Origin of the sequence: uncultured Murdochiella sp. (assembly GCF_902488755.1) — a bacterium.
GTDB lineage: Bacteria > Bacillota > Clostridia > Tissierellales > Peptoniphilaceae > Murdochiella.
The window spans coordinates 20932-35540 of the sequence record NZ_CABTXF010000001.1; the positions used below are offsets into that span (position 1 = coordinate 20932).

A 14609-nucleotide genomic window follows, 5' to 3' on the forward strand; every position below is an offset into this window, starting at 1 on the left:
AACAAGACAACGACGTAAAACAAAAGCAAAAACAAGGGCGTCTTCTCCGACGGAAGACGCCCACCAACTATTCTTTTGTTACGATTCTCTTGTAAAGAACCCGTTTGACGAGGAACAACCAGTGAAATTCTATCTCAACAGGCCTCTGCCTGAGCTACGCCATACGCGACCAACCCATTCCTCATTGTCTACCGTTTTCTTTTCCAAGCACGCATCTCGGTGACGGAAAGTCCGTCTCACGCCGAACCCGCAGGTCTATCTGCCCTACAATGCGTTTGAATCGTTTGTCGATGTCTTGAGGGAGTCCGGTGATTCCCTCAAGAAAGAGTGTTCTGTGTCCAAGGGTCTCACCTCCTTCTCTTCTGGTATTCCTATAGTACCCCGGAAAAGGATTTTCTAAACAGGTTATATATTATTTTTTTCTACATCAGAGATGGTTTCACTTAGAGGTGGAAGGAACCTTATTTCAGCTCCAAAATAGTCATGAAATAATAACTATATTCTCTTCCTTTAGTTTCTCCCAGACTAAAGACAAGAATAAATAGCGCTTATCTTTTTTCAACTCCTCCTCTTCACTGATCAAGGGATAATAAGAGGCTTTGTGTACATAGAACTTTTTACTATTGTTTGGATATAGGTTTGGATATAAATTATATTTTTGATCAAGTTCGTCAGCGCAAACGCCATGACTCGTACTTATTTCGGGACCTAATCCGTTACATAAAACAAGCTGCGAAATAGTATTTTCATCATACTGTTTTACATATCCCTGGACATATTCACGACTTGGATGAATATTGCCCGACGTCAAATGTATGTGCGGTACGGGGCAATTTGGCTCGGAGACGCCAGTTTCTATGAGATTTGTTTCCGCACTCTCTTTACATTCCGGTGTAATCCGAAAAAAACTTAAAGCAATATTATCATAAGGTCTTAACTCTTCTATACACTCCCCAATGTCGGATGGCAACCGATACTCGCACCATTTTATATGTTTTAATCCTCTCTGACCTTGATGAATATATGACCTCCTCGTAAGCGTTATCTCTTCATCTACCTTAAATTTATCTTCTGTTAATACTATTTTTAGCTCTTTTGGTATTTCTTTCATTGCCCCCCCCGCTCCTTTCCCATACGCTTTCCACAGATCTGAGTCTCATTGTACCTGATAACGTGCGACAGCTCTGCGCTTTCACAAAGTTCGTCGTTAAATTCGCTTCTGGCGTTTTGCTTTTGAGTCGCTCTGCCACTGCTTTTTCCACCGCATCCTGAAACAAAGAGGAAAACTGATCGACATTTGCTTTTGTGGATTCTGCCTCATCCGTGATAAGGATGGACACCAGATCGTCGCCGATAGCGATGTTCTTTTCCGATAGCATTGCTCGTGCTGTCTTCGCCATCTTTGCCCGCGTGTTTTCTTTTTTTAGCTCGGACAATTCCTGCTTCAATACATCACGTTCGTACTCCGCTTTTTGGCGCTCATCCATCTGCGCAAGCTTCTTCGCCTCGTCGAGCTCCTTTTCTTTCTTGCTTGACCACTCGGCAAACTTGCGATTGATGATTTCATTCACCTGCTCGTCGGTGTACTTCCCGTCGGCTTCTTTCTTTTCTCCGGTTGCCTTCGTCGTCTCTTGTTGCTCGTCTTCCGCCAGCATCGGTTCTTCCTGTTTTTCCACCTGTTTTACTTTCTCAGCCATTTCTGCCTCCTTGTTTCTCAAAGTTATAGTCACCTTCCCGACTCCCCACAGTTTTACGTCATAAGGCTTGGACGTGGGATTCCTCCCAATAAAAAAGCAGCGGGCGTTTGCCTACTGCTTTGGTAACAATATTTTGTTTTATCTGCTATCTGAAATGTTCGCCGGTGATGCGCTGCCATTCGATCTTTTGCTTATCCCGATAGAGTGCCTCTTTATATGCTTTTTTTTACGTTGTTTGGAGCATCAGCGTTTAGAACCATCAACAACCATATATGGCCTTACAATAGTGCTAAAATTCTTCATAGCCGCACAGTATTTATCCATATCAAAGTTTACCATCTTCTGCCACCCTCCTCCCTAAATACCTAATATTCGCTGACGAATCTCCTAAAAATAGCCGGGTTAGAGATTCTGCTAAAGATTCCTCATTGTTTCCTCGCAACCATTGATCATGCCCATATTCGCTAGAATGTTTGAGTACATTATACCCTTCTTTCAGCAAGTCATCCATAAGGTCCTCTAAATACCGCCTGACCGATTGTAGAGATACAGTTGATGTGGGACAAATAGAGAGGCTACTGATTAAACCAAAAGCTAAGCGGCTCGCTTTATCATTAAGGCTTGGACTTAAGTCTTCTCCATCACAACTCTGAAGAGGAGACGAAACTACAGAGTCCAGCAAAATAAAAGGCATTAGCTATATATTTCACCGTGTCATTTCATGACCTTTTCCAGAAGAGATTTATAGCTATCGACGACGTCGTATACCACATTCCCATGGGAGATCGCTTTAAAGTGTTCTCTTGCGCAATGAATTTTTGATGCCTCAATCAAGCGTAACTGCATTGAGCTCATGGAGCCTTTCGTCTCCGCTACAAAATAGATGTGTTTGACCTTGCCTTCATAAAACGCAATCGCCCAGTCTGGATTGTAGCGACCTACCGGTGTGGAAATATAAAATCCATCCGGTAGCTTCACATAAACCGCCACATCCCTGTTCGTATCAAGCTCTGTAGCAAAGTTTCGTTCATTCGATGAATCATAAACGACGTGATCGTACAGATGCTTCCTTGCCTTCATCGCATTGACGCCCAGCTTTCCCTTGATGGTCGGGTCGGTAAAAACGTCCATACCATAATGTTCATCCAGAATATCGTAAGTGATATGTTCAATAATCGCCGTGGCTTTTTCATCGTTGATCAGGGCTGCGGCCTTTACGATAAACTCCTCCGGATTATCTTTGAACTGCGCAAATACAGCCTTTTTGATTCCCTGAAGGATTGCAATTATGGCCTTTCGGGTAAGGCCGGTCTCATCCACCAATTTTCCAATGAGATCATATTTCACATTCGCATTTGCGGTGATCGTCACCCCATAGCTGGCAGACTCTTTTTTTACGAAGGATTCTCCGGAAATCAGTTTTTCTTTCGATTTGATCGTATCCATTGCACCGGATTCCACCTGAAAGTAAATCTTCGAAACGCGAAGCTTGGAATCAAGAGAATCAATGGATTTTCGAATCAGTTCATCCGTATCAAAATCCACAACATAGACGGACTTGGCATTGATTTTTTTCCACAGTGCTTTAAACTGCGGCATTGCGAGCTTATCCTCATCAATATGTAGCTCGACATTGTTACTGCGTGCATTCTCAGGCTGCATACTACGAGCATCGTAAATAGAATCGATAATTTCTATAACAGAAGCTGCATAATCGGCCACTTCCTCTGCAACTTTGAGTTCTCCATTGGCCTTATCCTCGTAATACTTATCCGTCAGAATCCCCTTGGGGTCGATATAAACGTTTTTGATTAAATCGTACTGAATGGATGAAGCGGTATCCTGATCGATAACCTGTTGATTACCCTGGTCATCTTTGATAACCTTGCCGACAAAGAGATCAATGGTAACGGCACGCGGACGATCGGCAACAGCATCCGCCATCTCCGTCTGCAGGCCTTTTGCAAAAGAGTCATAGCTCTCACTGGCGATAACTGTCAGCACATTGATGTTATGAACATCGTTTCCGAGTGCATTGACATCCATGCGTTCTCCATCCTGATTGACGCACAGACGGAGACCACGGCCGACTTCTTGGCGCTTACGGACATCGCTTCCGGATTGTTTCAATGTACAAATCTGAAATACATTCGGATTATCCCAGCCTTCGCGCAGAGCAGAGTGCGAGAAAATAAAACGTACCGGTGACTTCTTCGGATCACGATCAAGAAGAAGCTCTTTATTTTTCATAATCAAATCATAGGCACTCACGTCATCCGAAGTGCTCTCTTTACGCCCGACCTTGGAATTTATCATCTTCCCCTTGCCATCTACCGAGAAATACCCTGCGTGAGTCTTGGACGCCTTAATGCTATTCAGATATTTTATGTACTCATCCTCGCCCATGGAAAGCTGAAGATTTCCGATAATATCCTCATACTCTTCCTCAAACATCGTGGCATATTTTCCATTCCCCGCCTGACCGGAAGCATCATATTTACGGTAGTTTGCTACCTCATCAATGAAGAACAGGGACAAAACCTTGATTCCCTTATAGAAGAGTTGACGTTCTCTTTGAATATGCGACAGGATCGTTTCACGAATCTGAATACGGCGCAGCTGATCTTCATCAACCGCCCCCATCACATCCCCGGCAAAAATTTTGATGCCATTCAAAAACTCTACCGAATCATCCCTGCCATCGATCTGCTTAACAACAAAGCCGTTCTTATATTCTTCTAATCCACCGGAATAGTCATAGAGGTTATCCCCGATTTTCACGATACGGCTCTTTTTCTTCAGTGTACCGCTGGCCATCTTCACTTCAAACTGAAGTGTTGCGGTGGGATCCCCCTTAGAGAGATTCAAGCCTTCCAGATAGAAATAGCTGTCCGTAGCCGTGCTTCCCGTCTCCGCGATGCCCTTAACAGCAATTTTCTTCACCAGACGCTTGTTATAAGCCTCCATGGCATCAAGGCGATAGACCATGTTATATATGCTGTCACTTTTATGTGTGGCAGAGTATCGCAAGGTCAAAAGCGGTCGAAATTCTTTTAATCGTTCCTTTGTCCGCTTGCCTTCAACAGACTGCGGCTCATCGATAATCAATATTGGATTCGTCTTCGCAATAATGTCGATCGGTCTGCGGGAGCGAAACTCATCCAGCTTCATGTAGATGCGTCGTGCATCTTTTCCTCTGGCATTGAAGGCTTGCGAATTAATGATCATGACATTGATCGAACTGTCCGATGCAAAGCGATCAATTTCCGTCAATTGCGAGGAGTTGTAAATAAAGAAGCGGATTTTCTTTCCATACTCTTCGGCAAAGTGTTCCTGCGTCATCTCGAAAGACTTATAGACACCCTCGCGGATAGCGATACTTGGCACAACGATAATGAACTTACTCCAACCGTAGGCACGATTCAGTTCGTACATTGTCTTGATGTAGGTATAGGTCTTGCCGACGCCGGTCTCCATCTCGATGGTGAGATTAAACCCGTCGCTTCGGCCTTCCAACTGGGAAGAGGGCTCAATCTGATTGCTACGCTGGATCTTCTGTATGTGCTCCAGAATAATCTGGTCGGAAAGCTCCGGCACAATCTTCTGGTTGCTCCAGCCGGTAAAGTCTACATCATCTGTCATCGTCTGCTGAATATCACCGAAGCCGCGATCCATCATATAAGAAGGCGTCAAATACGGCTGGCCGGCGAAGACATCCACAACAGCCTTAGCTGCATCAGCTTGGAATTTTTGATGTTTGTATTGTATCCTCATGCGGATGCCACCTCCTTAGATCACTTTTACTCGTATATCCGGTGCCAGCATTTTGAAAATCTCTCCGACATTGATCTTTTCCGGGCTTCCCTTGAAGCTACTATCACGGAACACGGCACGAAGCGGCTGGCGCTTGGCGATTTCCTTAATCACTGCATCAGGAATATTTTCATCAAAGCAAGCAATCAGGTCACCGTCGTTATATGTGTGAACGGTGCAGCCTTCAATCTGCTCTGAGGTATATGGCATGGATAAGGGCAATCCCCACTCCAGCAGACAGCCGAATAATAGGTCAAGGTCCGTACGATCCGCCTTTACATTGGATTCCAGCATGGAGAGCATGTCCTGAGTGTATTCGCCGGCGGAGTAGTAGACATCGTTCATGTTGGATGAGTCGAGCTTAAATACGCGGAAGCCGGTATCAAGTTGTTGGGTCGTCAGAGGGCTTTCTTCTTTGATCTGCTTCCCTGCTCGGCGAATACGTTCCTTGCCGATTTCGCAGATAGTATTAAATCCCATTTTTTTTGCTATAGAATTATTTGTAATTTCCTCTGGCAGCTGAACCATTATGAATTTTCGTTTTCCGTTATCTAAAGTATTCATATTCATAATAGCTTGAGCTGTAGTTCCCGATCCTGAAAAGAAATCTAAGACTATTGACTCTGGATCATTTTTACATATCATATTGGCAACCGTTTCAATCAGCGAATACGGTTTTGAATAGTCAAAGCATTTGCCAAGGCCTAACTCTGCTAATTCTTTGACTGCTGTTTCGTTCGTTCCAACTCCAGCCTCTCTGTTTAACTCAATATTAAGGTAATTTGTAGGTGTCTTGAATGAATCCTCCAAATTTTTCCTCTGGAATCTAATAGAATACTTTGCAGTTTTAATCACAAAATACGTTCCATTAGCGACTTCTTCATTTAAGGTATTCTGCTCCCATTTAAACTCACCGACAAACCGAACTGCATTTTCATTTAAACCATTTTTGACATGCAACTCATCCAATAACTCAACCTTATCTTTTATTCCAGCCTCAACGATACCTTCAGTAATAAAAATAAAATGGATACTGCCTGCTGGGAAAAGAAGAGTCTTCGGTGGATTGCCGGTGTTTAAGAGTGGAGCATCGCCACCGTCTAAAGGTGCACCAAAGTACTTTATTAGACTCCATTTCTTCTCATAGGCCAAAACATATTCAACTGTTTTTCGGCATTTATAAGAAAGCGCTGGTGGAGTCGCAGTTTTTGTCCAAATAAACGTGGCAGCATAGTTTTTCTCACCAAAAATTTCATTACAAATCTTCTGCAAATTATAAATCTCGTTCTCATCAATGCTGATGAAAATAACACCATTTTCAGATAACAAATTTCGAGCTAACATCAGTCGAGAGTACATCATTGATAACCAATCAGAGTGGAAACGAGGATTGGACATATTGTTCTCTTTGAACAATCGATTTCCTTCGGAATCATAATGGCCAGCTTCTTCCTCATACTCATCAATTTCCCTAGCAAAGTTATCCGCATAGATAAAGCTATCTGATCCTGTATTGTATGGGGGATCAATATAGATCATTTTAACCTTTCCCAGGTAGCTCTCCTGTAGGAGCTTGAGTACTTCCAGATTATCCCCCTCAATATAGAGGTTCTCTGTTATGTCCCAATCCACACTCTCTTCCGGGCAAGGACGGAGCGTTTTACGAATAGACTTGTTAGCTTCAACGATAGCAGCCTTCTTTCCGACCCATGTAAATTCATAGACTTCATCACCATCAACAACTTCATCCGAAAGCATCTGTTTGAGGAGTTCAAAATTAATAGTTTTCTTTGGCTTTCCGTTTTCGTCTACTGTTTCTGTAACGCAATTCGGAAAGATCGCACCAATTTTTTCTATGTTTGCTGCCGTCAAATCAGGCGTTTCCATTCTCATTTTTTCCATTAGTTATTTCCTCTCTTATAAGTTCTAATCATATCCTCAAAATCTAATACTTTTTGAGACTTTATCATGAGTCCTAAATTAGTCGGAATCTTTGTTACTGGAACTGGAGCATTAGGAAGATTCGCAAGTTGAAGCTCGCCTCTTGCATCAAATTCATAACCACCATATAAAACGCCGAGCAAAAAAATTCTCTCCCCTACAGAGATTCCTTTTGGCGTTGCAAAAGCCCCTTGATTTAGAATAAATACTGGAGAACCACTTGATCCTGGATACCAAGCCACATCAAGTAGTATTTCATTCTTCCCACAATAATTTTTATTAGGATGACTGGAGGTTATTCCCCTGCTAATTATTGGCTTATGATTATATGTATCAGAAAGACCTATAGGATAACCAATCATTACCACATCTTCCATAGCAGAAAGCTGGCTCAACTGTTCTTCATTTGGAATTAAACTGGTTTCCAGTGGCAAATAGAATATTCGTGTGTTAGCTTTTTCCAAATGATTGAAAGCCTCACCTAAAAACAAGCATCGTAAATCAACATTTTTATTAGGATGATGGATCCAGGAATTTCCTTCATAGGTAAACGAGAATGGCTCAGTGTCTATCGGGTCACCCGAATCATCAGCCTTACAAAACTCAAATACAGTTTTTATGCTATTCTCTACAACATGATTATTTGTAATAAGAACCGGGATGCACGTTCCATTTTCCTTATCCTGACACAGATTAATAATGAATCCTGTTCCACTTCCGGTCGTTCCGTTACTATACTGACATTTTATTAAAACCGTCGCGTATGTAATCATTTCCGATAAGCTCATTTTCTTGATCATACTAAGTATTCTAACTCCTTTTTTAACTCTTTAAGCTCTGTGTTCAGCTGCACCTGCTTGTTCAGTTGTTTTTCTTTGCGAACTTTGACTTGAAGTGCTGCGATTTGCTTTTCCAGTTCCTGCCGACGGTTGTCTCGCTCTACCGATTCCTTCAATGACGAACTATTTTCTCCTTCAAAGCGGAGCGCATCACCGGCAATCTGCCGAACAAAATTTTCATACACCTCATCGATGCTCAGGCCATCTATTTTCAGCGGCAGCTCCTCTTCCATCAGCCAGTCTGTGTGGTAGTAGGTTCCTACCTTAAATGCATGTGAGCCGGAGGCTGTAGCCTCTTTGTATGCGATCCATGCCTGATACTTTCCATCATATTCCAGAAGGAACAGGATATGATACGGGATTTGTTTGTCTATCTGTCGGAGGGCTGACGTATCCAGTTGATCCCCGTTTAGCTTTACTTCAAATATCTCCAGCTCGGTCACGGTATCTCCGGCGGCAAGGTTCATGGTCGTTGCAGCCACTTTGTTACGCCAATAAATCGCTTTAATTTGCTCAATGAACACTCGCTTTAACGCTGGCGAAACGGAAAGGCTCTCGTAGAACTTCTGTTTCGGAATACGTCGATTAAATGCCGTACTCTTCGGTAATCCAATCACCGGATCCCCCCTTACTTCAATACCAGGAAACAAATAAGCTCAAAATCATCTAAGCCACGAATCTCTGACAGCAAGGCGGAAGTCCCGCCTGAAGAGAACAGACTGTCAATATCGCTTTCTTCTTTTACCTCTATGATGGAATGAATTGCATCAGAAAGTAGCTGCGAAATCTCTTCCATGTTTCGTCCGTCGTCTGTTTCTTTGTTGAATTTTTCGCAAAGTGTCAGGATCGGTTCAGACTCACCACGACACAATAACCGAACAGTATCCAGCAGTTTCTTCGGATTCAGATAGTCGCAGACAATCTCTCCGTCAGCACGAATATAAACCATATAGAAGGGGTGAATGCGATTTTGATTGTCAATGTTAATGCTGTTATTGATATTCCGCAGAACAAAGATCACCCCTTCCGGATTTTCATCGGTGGCCGGAACTACCGCATGAAGCCCTTTCGGCTTCGAAGCGAGATCTTCATGCGTCTTGATGTATTCCAGCAGGTCAAGACGGAACTCATTGAGCCCCAGATCCATGATGGAAATACCAGAAGACATTTCCTCGAGATCGACGACTTCTTCCTGCAGACGTTTCAGCTGTTGTTTACGATATTCCAGGTCGCCCTTCTCCTCCGGATTGAGCAGATCATCATCACCGGTGGAAGTCATGACAGAAATCTTCATTCGGGTCTCAACACGAGATTTTAGATTGATGTAATCATCCAGCGTCATATCCGGCCAAAAATTGACCAGCTGGATATATTTATTCTTGCTGCCAATACGATCAATTCGTCCAAAACGCTGAATGATGCGTACCGGATTCCAATGGATGTCATAATTTACCAGATAATCGCAGTCCTGTAAGTTTTGGCCTTCGGAAATACAGTCTGTGGCAATCAGAATGTCAATTTCCTTTGTACTGCCCGGCAGTAAGAGGTCACGGCCTTTGGAAATCGGAGAAAAGCAGGTTAGCACATTATTGAGTGTTGCCTTCAGCCCTTTTACCGTTGTGCGTCCATCGATGCTTCCGGTAATAACCGCAGTATCCAAGCCGTATTTTTCTTTCATGTATACAGATACCTGGTCATATAGGTATTCTGCTGTATCGGAAAACGCCGAAAATAGCAACACCTTCTTGTTCTGGGCATTGATCGGGTGCTTCATTTTTTCATCCAGCAGGTGGAACAGGGTCTGCAACTTTAGATCATGCTCTGGTGTAACGTCGGCAATCATAAGTGTCAGCAGCTCAAGGGTATCCGCATCGTGCTGAAGCTCATCACGCCAAGTTTTGTAGTCCATATCTGCTAGGTTGATTTTGACCTTCTTCCCTACTGTAAAATAATCGTTATTCTCCTCATCGATGTCAAAATCGTTTTCCGTAGCCTCATAGAAATCGAGATCTGCCTTTCCGTACTTCTCGAAATTTTCAATCGCCCGGATGGTGCTCTTAATCAAGGTCAATATTCTGCTTAGCGTCAGATTGAATGAATAAACAGAACTTTCTAAACGTTTCAGGAGATTAATCCTCATCAAGCGCTGGATGCCTTGCTCACGACCTTTCTGCGTCAGGTTATCCCCTTTGTTATGCGTGAGGTCGATATACTTCGACATCAAACTTGGAAAAATATAATTTGACGGCGTATAGATCACAAGAGTCAGCTGCATCAACTGTTCATAAATCTGATTATAATTTATAGCACTGGAAAGATCGGTCATGCTCAGACGCCTTGAAATAGGTTTTAAGCGCTCAGGAAACTGGCCGATTTCTTCGGTATTGTAATATTTTTCGATATGTTTTCTGGAGCGGGCAATGGTCACGCTATCAAGCACTTCAAAGAAATCAAAATCCAGTGTACGAAGCAAGGCCTCTGTCGTCCGATCTTCCGGATCGAGCTTACTCCACGCATTAAAGGCTTTCTGTGCCTGACGAAATATCTCTTCCAGCGGTTTCTTTGTATCGAGCTGGTCATTGATAAGCTCAGAATTGCCCTCATATGCCAGCGCTAGTTGATTTTTCAAATCTACAAAACGATTATTAACTGGAGTGGCGGATAACATGAGTACTTTTGTCTTAACGCCTGCCCGGATAACCTTATCCATCAACTTGACATACCGATTTTCCTGCGTATTGGCATGAGTTCCGACACCGTTACGGAAATTATGCGATTCATCGATGACAACAAGATCATAATTTCCCCAGTTCAAGCGGTCAAGATCAAGTCCATTTGATAATCCTCCTGTGCGAGACAAGTCGGTATGGAAAAGAACATCATAATTCAATCGATCCGATGCAATCGGATTGTTCACGTAATTATCCTTATAGGTGTTCCAGTTTTCGGATAGTTTCTTCGGACAGAGGACTAGGGCTGTTTTATTCCTATTTTCATAATATTTGATCACGGCCAGCGCAGTAAACGTCTTGCCAAGACCTACGCTATCTGCAAGAATACAACCATTGTATTTTTCCAGCTTATTTATGATGGCAAGTACCGCATCGCGCTGGAAATCATACAGCATATTCCATATTTTACTTTGTTTAAAACCGGTTGCCTCATTCGGGAGGACGTCTTCCGATAGATCATCCAGAAACTCGCTGAACACATTGTAAAGCGTCATGAAATAAATCAATTCCGGCGCATTCTCTGCGTAGGCTATACGGATATTGGAAATAATGACATCCGTCACGTCCTGCATCTTCTCTTTGTCGTTCCAGAGCGATTCAAATAGCTGCATGTACTGCGTCGAGAACGGAGATTCCATGCGGCTCACCATGTTATAGCTATTATTACCACGCTCGCACCCGATGTCCACGGTCGTGAAGCCGTTCATCGGCATATATGCTACTTCTTCCGCGGATGCTTTGACGGTCATGAAGCCGCCCATGTTCTCGCCGGTAACATTGGACCGAAATGTGGCTTTACGTTGAATCCAATCTGCGCATTCCTTTGCGATGGCCTTCTGCGTCATCTCATTGCGCAGTTTGATTTCAAATTCTGTGCCATATAAGCTGCTCTCACGGCTGAGACGAGGAATATAAAATTCACGTTTTTGCTTTTCTGCCTTCTCCTTGATAAAGGTCGGAGACGTGAAAATAAAGCGGAACTCGTCCACCCGCTCCAGTTGTGCTTTTAGCTCTCGATAGGCATACATGGAAAAGCACGCCGCTGCGATAGAAACCTTGCTGCCGCGCTTTATCGTCTGTTTTAAATCGTCACGGACGAGATCCGTGACATTGTCAAAGAGTTTCATAAACGTCCGCCCATTTCCAGTTCTTTCCCACTTTTCCCATCATTTCTATTCACATTTTACAATAGCGTCTCGCTCTATTATAGAGCAAGACGCTATTGTTCGTCCGCACTATTCACTTATCTGCACTAAATTTTCTTTCCCGTTATTTTAGCCAAGCACTATGGTTCTGACACAAGCGTGCTCACTTCCTTGGTCTTATGAACATCATCCCAACAACCGCTCCAAGGAAAGGAATGCGATGTATCCCGCTTCCATTAGGACACGGTCTGTCTTACCACGTACAGCTTGATCACAAATTCCTCTTGTAACAGCCCTTTCTATTCATTACTCCATTCCATCGTCACCGTGTCGTTCACGTCCATATCGTCCGCTTCAATATCGATATCGTAAGAGTCTCCGAATATGAAAAGTGAAGGATTTCGGTCATCACCTTAACAGGATGTGCAATGATTCGTAACTCTTGCCATGAATAATCGATGCATTCAATTGTTCCCAGTTTCACTCCTGCAGACTCGACCAAAATTTCTGCTTTCGTTAAGAGAGTTTTTCCTTGCTTTACAACTTTATTATTTTTAAATACGTATCGAGCCTTGTGTTAAGGTACCCTGCGAACAGGTCTTCCATGGCACAAAGATTGTGCTTCACATGATATTCGTCAAAAGCGTTGTAATAGGCAAGTCTATCCGTGAATTTGATGTCGATCGGCGGGTACCCTGCCTTCATCAGCTCCAAATTCACAAGAAGCCTGCCTATACGTCCGTTACCATCGATAAAAGGATGGATGCTCTCAAACTGGATATGGAAGCGGGCAAGTTTGGTCACAATATGCTCTTGGTTTGCGGCATAATCGGAAAGAAGCTGTTCCATCATCGGTTCGATCAGATAGGGCTGCACAGGTTCATGATGTGCTCCCAAAATGCGAACAGGAATTCGTCTGTACACGCCACGGTCCTCTTTCTTATCCCAAAGCACGAGAGAATGGATCTGCTTGATGACACTTTCGGTGAGGGGTGATTTCGCTGTTACCAGCTCACAAACAAGGTCGAACGCTTCTTTATGACCTACCGCTTCCATGTGATCCTTCAAAGGCTTTTTATCGATCGTCAACCCACGAAAAACCAGATCGGTTTCACGAAGCGTCAACGTGTTGCCTTCAATGGCATTGGAATTGTACGTGTACTCGATCGCGAACTCCTCGGTTAATCTCTCCAGTTCTCCTGCAGTCAGAGGCCGTTTTCCATCCAACTCCTGTTTCTTACGGTCAATCTGGGATAGGAGGCTCTCCTTTGACTTAAACCTGCCATCCGTGGGCTTTTCGGCATCAACGGGTATCTTCCAACCGCGTCCTTTCTGATACGCACCCGGAATTTTCCCTTCCGCACACAATACTCTAAGTCGTCTGTCGGAAATCCCCCATTTTTCTGCGGCTTCTTTTACGGTCATAAACATAAGTTCTCACCTCCCCTCTCTGTTTTTACTATATCACTTTATCGGAACATTGCGATCTATCGGAATGATGCAATGCTGTTTATCGGAATGAAATTTTTGATTGCTCTGACCTATGAAAATCAGATTCCCTACCTTATTTATAAATCCTGGAAAAATGACTGAAGAAAATGAGCCGTCTAGACCCGTGCAAGACCGATATCGATGCGAATTTAGCATAAGCACTTGTAGTTCTTTCTTGAATTTCTCATTCGCGAAAAACACTGAGCAGTACAATGACTATTTAGAATGTATCTCGATATGGCCATTACTTCCTTCTGTGTCCGGGAAAAAATGTATTTCAAGTTGATTAAAAGCCTCTTCTGTTACCATATATTCATTACTAACAAGATGATCAAAATAATTATTTATTTCTTCTATACTGACATCCGGAATAATAGCTTGTATCGCATCATGAAATACTTCTTTCATTCCTTCCATTCCGAGATTTCTATTTTTATCCGTCTTGTCAATAGTAACTACGATCTTGTTCGTATCCGCCGCATCCAACATCTCAACCCAATAGCCATAGGTTTCTCCATAATATTTTGTTCTAATACTGCCCTTCTCAATGTGTTCAATAGGGCTATCAGAAAAGGAATTGTAATTTCTTATAAACGTATCTACAACTTCATCTTCAGCATATTTGAGCGGCTCGTTTTGGTTTTCCGGCTCTGATGTACTTTTAATCTCCATGGTCTCTGTTGTACTTGTACTATTTTGAACAACTTTTTCTTCCCTAACTTTTGAATCTCCACAAGAAGCCATAAGAAGCGCAAAAACTAAAATCAAGATAACACGGACTGACTTGTTTTTTCTCATTTTTCATACTCTTTTCTTTTGTTATTTGTTGGGTTGAAAAACAACCATTTTCTTGTTGTCATGCCATTGTCTTTTTCATTCTAATTTATCTGAGTTGTGCTGCCTCTTAGATGGTATGGGTTCTCTTAGTTTCTGGCTCAGAAGGTATTTGAA

At 42.9% G+C, this 14609-nt stretch carries 9 protein-coding genes; all 9 read right to left on the reverse strand.

What is annotated here, in order from left to right; all coding sequences use genetic code 11:
- Positions 1 to 481 precede the first annotated feature (481 nt).
- Positions 482 to 1111 (reverse strand): hypothetical protein, encoded by a 630-nt coding sequence (locus RDL68_RS00110; protein ID WP_308539629.1) that lies wholly within the window; start codon positions 1109 to 1111, stop codon positions 482 to 484.
- Entirely contained in the window at positions 1065 to 1697 is a 633-nt protein-coding gene (locus tag RDL68_RS00115) for a DUF4355 domain-containing protein (RefSeq protein WP_308539630.1), read from the reverse strand. The genes RDL68_RS00110 and RDL68_RS00115 overlap by 47 nt, the downstream gene beginning before the upstream one ends.
- A gap of 714 nt (positions 1698 to 2411) precedes the next feature.
- A complete protein-coding gene (locus RDL68_RS00120; protein WP_308539631.1) occupies positions 2412 to 5471 on the reverse strand; it encodes a DEAD/DEAH box helicase family protein in 3060 nt (1019 codons plus the stop codon).
- A 15-nt stretch (positions 5472 to 5486) separates the two neighbouring features.
- Complete coding sequence (locus tag RDL68_RS00125; RefSeq protein ID WP_308539632.1) at positions 5487 to 7412, reverse strand: site-specific DNA-methyltransferase; 1926 nt, start codon at positions 7410 to 7412, stop codon at positions 5487 to 5489.
- Entirely contained in the window at positions 7412 to 8251 is an 840-nt protein-coding gene (locus RDL68_RS00130) for a serine protease (RefSeq protein WP_308539633.1), read from the reverse strand. The genes RDL68_RS00125 and RDL68_RS00130 overlap by 1 nt, the downstream gene beginning before the upstream one ends.
- On the reverse strand, positions 8248 to 8907 hold the full coding sequence (locus RDL68_RS00135; RefSeq protein WP_308539634.1) for a DUF4391 domain-containing protein: 660 nt from the start codon (positions 8905 to 8907) through the stop codon (positions 8248 to 8250). The genes RDL68_RS00130 and RDL68_RS00135 overlap by 4 nt, the downstream gene beginning before the upstream one ends.
- 11 nt (positions 8908 to 8918) lie before the next feature.
- Positions 8919 to 12149: a helicase-related protein gene (locus RDL68_RS00140; protein WP_308539635.1), complete on the reverse strand. Its 3231-nt coding sequence runs from the start codon at positions 12147 to 12149 to the stop codon at positions 8919 to 8921.
- A gap of 555 nt (positions 12150 to 12704) precedes the next feature.
- Positions 12705 to 13592 (reverse strand): Fic family protein, encoded by an 888-nt coding sequence (locus tag RDL68_RS00145; RefSeq protein ID WP_308539636.1) that lies wholly within the window; start codon positions 13590 to 13592, stop codon positions 12705 to 12707.
- Between the two features lie 282 nt (positions 13593 to 13874).
- Positions 13875 to 14456, reverse strand: coding sequence for a hypothetical protein (locus tag RDL68_RS00150; RefSeq protein ID WP_308539637.1), 582 nt, complete (start codon positions 14454 to 14456; stop codon positions 13875 to 13877).
- Positions 14457 to 14609 lie beyond the last annotated feature (153 nt).

Bases quoted from the DNA above. Each gene is read 5' to 3' on its own strand.
- RDL68_RS00110 (WP_308539629.1), bottom strand. From the start codon at position 1,111: ATGAAAGAAATACCAAAAGAGCTAAAAATAGTATTAACAGAAGATAAA.
- RDL68_RS00115 (WP_308539630.1), bottom strand. From the start codon at position 1,697: ATGGCTGAGAAAGTAAAACAGGTGGAAAAACAGGAAGAACCGATGCTG.
- RDL68_RS00120 (WP_308539631.1), bottom strand. From the start codon at position 5,471: ATGAGGATACAATACAAACATCAAAAATTCCAAGCTGATGCAGCTAAG.
- RDL68_RS00125 (WP_308539632.1), bottom strand. From the start codon at position 7,412: ATGGAAAAAATGAGAATGGAAACGCCTGATTTGACGGCAGCAAACATA.
- RDL68_RS00130 (WP_308539633.1), bottom strand. From the start codon at position 8,251: ATGATCAAGAAAATGAGCTTATCGGAAATGATTACATACGCGACGGTT.
- RDL68_RS00140 (WP_308539635.1), bottom strand. From the start codon at position 12,149: ATGAAACTCTTTGACAATGTCACGGATCTCGTCCGTGACGATTTAAAA.
- RDL68_RS00145 (WP_308539636.1), bottom strand. From the start codon at position 13,592: ATGACCGTAAAAGAAGCCGCAGAAAAATGGGGGATTTCCGACAGACGA.
- RDL68_RS00150 (WP_308539637.1), bottom strand. From the start codon at position 14,456: ATGAGAAAAAACAAGTCAGTCCGTGTTATCTTGATTTTAGTTTTTGCG.